General features: G+C 32.4%; 7 protein-coding genes. 6 read left to right on the top strand and 1 reads right to left on the bottom strand.

The genetic code is table 11. The annotated features are described in order from the left end of the window. Window positions 1–36: 36 nt before the first annotated feature. The 6 genes from J2S06_RS15895 (at window position 37) to J2S06_RS15870 (ending at window position 5,556) form a co-directional block, all read left to right on the top strand. On the top strand, window positions 37–876 hold the full coding sequence (locus tag J2S06_RS15895; protein WP_419152944.1) for a ParA family protein: 840 nt from the start codon (window positions 37–39) through the stop codon (window positions 874–876). Next, complete coding sequence (locus J2S06_RS15890) at window positions 860–1,159, top strand: ribbon-helix-helix domain-containing protein (RefSeq protein ID WP_419152943.1); 300 nt, start codon at window positions 860–862, stop codon at window positions 1,157–1,159. Before J2S06_RS15895 ends, J2S06_RS15890 begins: the two co-directional genes overlap by 17 nt. An 886-nt stretch (window positions 1,160–2,045) precedes the next feature. Then, window positions 2,046–2,531 (top strand): GNAT family N-acetyltransferase, encoded by a 486-nt coding sequence (locus tag J2S06_RS15885; protein ID WP_419152942.1) that lies wholly within the window; start codon window positions 2,046–2,048, stop codon window positions 2,529–2,531. 44 nt (window positions 2,532–2,575) lie between these two features. Then, window positions 2,576–3,700, top strand: a complete 1,125-nt coding sequence (locus J2S06_RS15880; protein WP_419152941.1) for an efflux RND transporter periplasmic adaptor subunit — start codon at window positions 2,576–2,578, stop codon at window positions 3,698–3,700. Then, window positions 3,684–4,358 (top strand): ABC transporter ATP-binding protein, encoded by a 675-nt coding sequence (locus tag J2S06_RS15875; RefSeq protein ID WP_419152940.1) that lies wholly within the window; start codon window positions 3,684–3,686, stop codon window positions 4,356–4,358. Before J2S06_RS15880 ends, J2S06_RS15875 begins: the two co-directional genes overlap by 17 nt. Window position 4,359: 1 nt before the next feature. Then, entirely contained in the window at window positions 4,360–5,556 is a 1,197-nt protein-coding gene (locus J2S06_RS15870) for an ABC transporter permease (RefSeq protein WP_419152939.1), read from the top strand. Between the two features lie 414 nt (window positions 5,557–5,970). Here the strand turns inward: J2S06_RS15870 and J2S06_RS15865 are convergent. Then, window positions 5,971–6,642, bottom strand: a 672-nt coding sequence (locus J2S06_RS15865; RefSeq protein ID WP_419152938.1) for an ISL3 family transposase, incomplete at its 5' end; no start/stop codon positions are given.

Here is a 6,642-nt window from a genome sequence, read left to right as displayed (position 1 = left end):
GATTCAAAAAAGAACCAAATGAATATTTAAACACTATTGAAGAGAAATGGAAAAGGCACAACTAATTTATTGTGTTGGTTGTGCCGTCTAAGTTTAAAAACGTCCATCACTACGAATTTAAGTGGAGTTTTAGCTAGTAAAGGACAAAAGGTCTTAATTATCGATACAGATAATCAAGGAAATGCGGCATTATCTTTTGGAAAAAACCCAGATTCATTTGAATACACTACATATGATGTATTAGTGGATGGATTAGCAGCTGAAATGGCAATTTCGAATGTTTACCAGGACATAACGGGAGGGAAAATTGATTTATTGGGTAGTAATGACGATATGGCTTTTTTAGATTTTGATGTTCTGACACAACGCGAAAAATATCCAGAACCATTTTTATTATTAAAAAATGCTGTCTCACATTTAAAGAATGATTATGATTTTATATTAATTGATAGTCCACCTAATCTAGGGTTAATTACCGGTAATGTGTTAAGTTTTGCTGATGAAGTCATAATTCCATTCCAACCAGAAAGTTATAGTATGCGATCCTTGGTAAAAATTCTTCAATCCATTCATAATTTTCGTGAGCAGTATAACAAGAAACTCTCAGTATTAGGAATTGTAGCAACGTTAGTAGATACACGTACGACTTTACATTCACAGGTACTGCAAGAGTGCAGAAAATACTGTTATGAGAATGGAATTCAAATGTTTGAAACGGTAATTCCACGCAGCGTACGGTTTGCCAGTTCGGTTGCTTATGAAGGATTACCTGCCACGTTATCATCTGATAAGTCAAATAAAATTGTTCGAAGTTACTATGATTTATTACAAGAAATCGAAGAAAGAAAGGGTGTTCAATTTGGCTCGAAAAAATAAAAACTTAGCTACTTCTTTTAACAATGTTGCAAGAAACGATAGTAATAATGACGTAAGCTATATTAATAATATTAACAATAATATTAATAAAAATAATTTTGTACAAAGTGTTATTGGAGATAATGATAGTCATGAAGATAAGTATGTCATGAGAGGAATCTATATTGAAAAAGATTTAGCTAAAGTAATTGATCAGTTAGCCAAAAAAGGTGGTCGAGGGACAAAAAGTCGAATTGTGAATGAAGCCTTAAGGAAAGTGTTTACAGAAAGTGGGCTGTTATAATAATCTTCAAGAAGAAGGCAATAGACTTCTTCTATACCCTTTAAAAAATTAGCTTTTTTGCTGTCAGAATGGCTTGAAGAGGATGTTTATTTTAGTCAAAATACATTCTATAAACCTGAATGAAAAATTGACAATATATGGAAATTACAATCCTATAGACTTTTATCATTTTAATTATAATCAATCGTGGGTACTTTAGAGAAATAGTTCTAAATCCCAATATAATGAATTTCAGTGGACAAGGTATTGTTTTGATATGGTTGCTTGTGCCTGTACCTTATAAAGCTCTTCCTTTATGGCAAGCTGTTCAAAATTATTTATTAGAACGGTTGAAGGAGATCGGAGGAGATTCGAAGGCCACGGATGCGGCTAGGGTATGGGTTATGTTGCTATACGAACGACCCCATAGAGGCTCTTAATCAAACTCATACATTTTTTTACTTTTTTCTATTTTTACTGAATTGGTAGATTTAATGTTAAATAATCTTTAGGAGAGATGTGAAAAATATGAGTAAAGAGAAATATGGTTTATTAGTATAATTTTGAAGCGAAAAGTTTACAAATGTAAACAATTGTGTTAGAATTTGATTTACAAGCAAGAGTGAAGCATGGCCGTGCTTCTTCTCTTAGAGCGTTACTGCATTACAGTGGCGCTCCATCCTTGGTTTTAATTGTGACATGGATCTGTTTAAAAGTAATTAAAGGGACATTTGGTAAAGTATTAAATATATTTAGTAGTAAGTCCTCCCTACATGAGAATAGGGGGGATTTTTTATTATTATATTTTGTACTTCTCTTTTCAATATTCTTGCTGGGAAATATTTATTTTTTTGTTGGTATTATTTACTATATATGTATAATTAGTGTAAGATGGGAGGGGAATTTGATGAATATTGTACGTAAGATGAAAGATGAGGACATAGAAAGTGTAGAAAGAATAGCTAAAATAACTTGGAGAGATACAAACAAAGGAATAATGGATGAAGAGTTTTTAGAGGAGTTTCTTAAGATTGGTTATTCAAAGCAGGCAATTAAATCGAGAGCACAAGATACAATCTTTTTTGTTGCGGAATATAACCAGAGAGTAGTTGGCTTCGTAAACATTATGCCTAATTACTTTGGGTATAATAAATCTGTTTTAGCTGCTATATACGTTGAACCTATCTATCAAAGAAAAGGAATTGGGACTATGTTAATAAATACTATTATCGAACAGCTACCTAAAAATTGTAAATTATTTGCTGATTTAGAACGAAAGAATAAAGGAGGAAAAAAGTTCTTTGAAAAGATGGGTTTTACTCTATTTAAAAAGATAGATGCTAAAATTGGGAATTATAAATTTGACAGAATTAGAGTGGTTTTTGAAAACTAATTAAATTTAATTAGCAAGAGACTAAGGGAAGTGGCTAAGGGATAATGAGACAAAAATGGATTTGGATTAGTAGTGGAATTGTTTTGTTTATTGTAGTTAGTGCAGCATCCATTAATTTATTATTTGATAATCGAAAAGAAGTAATGGAAGTTAAAACGGCTAAGGTTGAATTTAGACAACTTAATAAAACAATTCTAGCCTCTGGACAAGTATTTCCTTCACAAGATGAGAAGATTTACTTAGATACAAGTATGGGCAAAGTAGTTGATTTAAATGTTAAAGAAGGACAAAAAGTTAACGAAGGTAATGTATTATTTCGTTATAAGAATAATGACTTAGATATTCAAATCAAACAATATGAATTTCAAAAAAAGAGAATTCTAATAGATTTAGAGCAACAAAATAAGAAAATTAAACGCTTAGAAAAAGAAATTAAGGAAGGAAAAGAAAATGATTTGCCGGAAGAAGCCATTAAACAGTTAACAAGAGAGAAGGAAGATATAGAATATCAAAATAGACTAAGTAACTTAGACTATAGTGAAATTTTAAATCAAATTGAAAGTACACAAGAGAAAAAAAACCAATTGGTTGTTAAGAGTCCAATTACTGGTGTGGTAAAAGATATTAATGAAGATTCAAGTGTAGCAAATCAATCCCCCTTTATGTATATCATTTCTACGGATCCTTATATCATTAAAGGTACAATTACTGAGTATGATGTAAATTTTCTAAAAGTTGGACAACCTGTTACGATAAGACCCAAAGCATTTCCTAATAAGACGTATCAAGGCCAAATCAAAAGTATTGAAACCGTTCCAATAGAAGGAGCAAACAATAATGAAAGCGTGGCCTCTTATATATTTTCTGCATCAATAGAAAATGTTCCAAGTGAACTTCAAATTGGTTTTCATGTTTCCGTTGAGATTGAGATTGAAAAAGAAAAGACTCTTGTTGTTCCATCTGAAAGTGTGAAAACAGTAGATGATAAATCGTATATTTTCATCGAAAACAAGGGTATTGCAAAGATGAGAGAAGTGGTAACAGGTGAAACTCATAGTCAATGGATTGAAATTGTTAGTGGAGTTAAAGAAGGAGAAACTATTATTACAAATAAGTTGAATCAGTTATCAAATAACATGGAAGTGAAAGTGAATGATACAACTAAATAGTGTATACAAGTCGTTAAAAAATGGTCAGGAACAATTAAGGATTCTTGAAGATATAAATTTAACAATTGAAAAAGGTGAATTTGTTTCAATTATGGGTCCATCGGGATCTGGAAAGTCTACTTTAATGAATATATTAGGCTTATTAGATAAACCAAGTTTAGGTCAATATATCCTTGATGGAGAAGATACATCTCAATTGAATCAAACTATACAATCTCAACTTAGAAATAATTTGATAGGGTTTGTATTTCAACAGTTCCATTTATTTCCTAGGTTAACCGCTATAAAGAATGTAGAACTTCCTCTTATTTATTCGAATTTACCTAAAAAAGAAAGAATAGTAAGAGCTACAATAGCTCTTAAAAAAGTTGGTTTATCAGAACGAATGGATTATCTTCCGAATCAGTTATCAGGAGGACAAAAACAAAGAGTAGCTATAGCACGTGCGTTGGTAAATAAACCCAAAATAATATTAGCAGATGAACCAACTGGAGCACTTGATACAAAAACAGGTGCACAAATTATGGATTTATTTTTAGAACTTAATAAAGAAGGTGTCACAGTAATAGTTATTACTCATGAAAAAGATGTTGCTGCTTATGCCAACAGGGTGATAAACATTAGAGACGGACGAATTATTCAAGACAGGAGGATTTAACTTGAATATCTTGGATAACATTAACATGGCCTTGTCATCTTTTTCTACACATAAACTTCGTTCTTTTTTAACTATTATTGGAATCATCATCGGAGTTGGATCTGTTATTATTGTTGTAGCTATTGGCCAAGGAGGAGAAGCAGCACTAAAAACTCAATTTGCTGGATCTGGTAATAACACATTAGAAATTACCTATAGTCCTGGTGAAGGAGCTTTATATGCATTAGAGGGAATGGATAATCAACCCTTGTTTACAGAAGAGGATATCTATCATTTAAAACAGATACCTGAGATTTCACAAGTAATTCCATCAACGACACACACAGCCAAAATTTATTTCTTTAAGGAGAGCATTGATAGTCAGATTATCGGTATAACAAAAGCTTATTACGATGTTCATTCTATAACTGCTAAAGAAGGGAGATTAATCAATCTACCAGATATAGAACAAGGTAAGAAAGTAGCTATTATCAATGAAGATGTAGCAAAGGAACTTTTTTTATCGGTAAATCCGATTGGACAAATTATTGAAATAGAGGGTATCCCTTTAAAAGTGATAGGGGTGGTAGAGGAATCAGATGGTGCTATGAACCTAGCGATGCCAAAAGTAATGATTCCCCTTACTACGTGGCCGATTTTATTTGGGACGGATGAGGTTAAATCTATAACGATTAAGGCAAAAAGTGTGGATACATTAGGGGTTGCAGGAAAAAAAGCAGTCGATGTTTTAAATAGTATTAAAGATGTGGAAGGAGAGTATCAGGTATTTAACATGAAGGAAATTGAACAGGGAATTTCCATTATTACTAGAGTTATGACGATGATTATTGGTGGAATTGCTAGCATTTCTTTATTAGTAGGCGGAATAGGTGTGATGAATATCATGCTAGTTTCAGTAACAGAACGAACAAAAGAAATTGGGATTAGAAAAGCTTTGGGAGCAACGAGAGCTAATATTCTCTTACAGTTTCTTATTGAATCTGTTATTTTGACATTAATTGGAGGGGTTATCGGTATTATTTTAGGAGTTATATTTGCAAACTTAATTTCTTATATAGCAAAATGGCCATCATTAATTTCTTTACCTGTTATTCTAGGAGGATTATTTTTCTCTATGGCCATAGGTATTATTTTTGGCTTGTTACCAGCAAATAAAGCAGCAAAATTAGATCCAATTGATGCATTACGTTACGAATAAATTTTTTAAAAATTGTAATAAAATAGATTCTTTTAGTTACCTGTGATTGAAATTAGGAAAAAGTAGATATTAATTCTCCATTGTAAGGGAAAACTCTCTATTTGTCTTTTATACTTTAACATTAAAAATCTGATACCAAACTACCATAAAAAGAGTAATCTATTAGATATTTGGGAAGAATCAATCACGTTGATTAAGACTAATTTATTACATAATTAGAAAATATGTCTCATCACCATATTCTGTGATGTTCACACAATTCCGGAAATAAGTTAGCGAGGTTGATACTCAATCTAGAGTAGCTCCTTCGTCAGCTTGCAGACCACTAAGTTGGTAGAATGGAAGCGGTCAAGTGCTTTCCTTGACGGCTTCCATTCTACCAACTACAATGCGGAAAGCTGATGAAGGGCATGGTTAAGCAACCTGATTTTTATAAGTTTTACCTGTACATTCCAAAAATACACGTAGCCGAAATCTTTCAAGGTTTCTGAAGCCAAAAGCACGTCTTTTGATGTTCTTAATCTTATGGTTTGTACCTTCAATCCGGCCATTCGTAAAAGGTGTAAGAAAATATTGTAAAATTTGTGCCTTCCAATTTTCTATCGTCTTGGCAACTTGATGAAATGAAGGAAATGGGCTGCTCCATGCGAGTTGAATCCATTCTTCTAAGAGTGAATCAGCTGTATCATAGTCATTCACTTGGTATATTTCTCTAAAGAGTTCTTTTAGAAAATAGGCATATGACAATTCTGAATGCTCTTTGAGCATCTCATCTAATTGTTGTTTTTCATTAGCCGTTAACTTTTCAGAACCTTTCAAGAGTTTAAACCGTCCCTTTTTTAGTCCAGGAGTTTTCTTTCTAACTTGGTCAAGTGCATGTGTCACCTTTTGCACCACATGATATTTATCAATGACGATACAGGCCTCTGGGAATATAGATTTAACAGCTTTATGGAAGGGATCCCACATATCCATAACAACGGTATGAACCCATTTATTAGACAGAATCTTCTTGGCAAGTAAGATCTGAGTTGAATGATAACTCCGTTGATGTTCCATACCAAGCACACTCCCGGTTTGGGTATC

Source organism: Bacillus alveayuensis, assembly GCA_030812955.1.
Taxonomy (GTDB): domain Bacteria; phylum Bacillota; class Bacilli; order Bacillales; family Aeribacillaceae; genus Bacillus_CB; species Bacillus_CB alveayuensis.
This window is presented reverse-complemented; position numbering and strand designations above follow the sequence as displayed.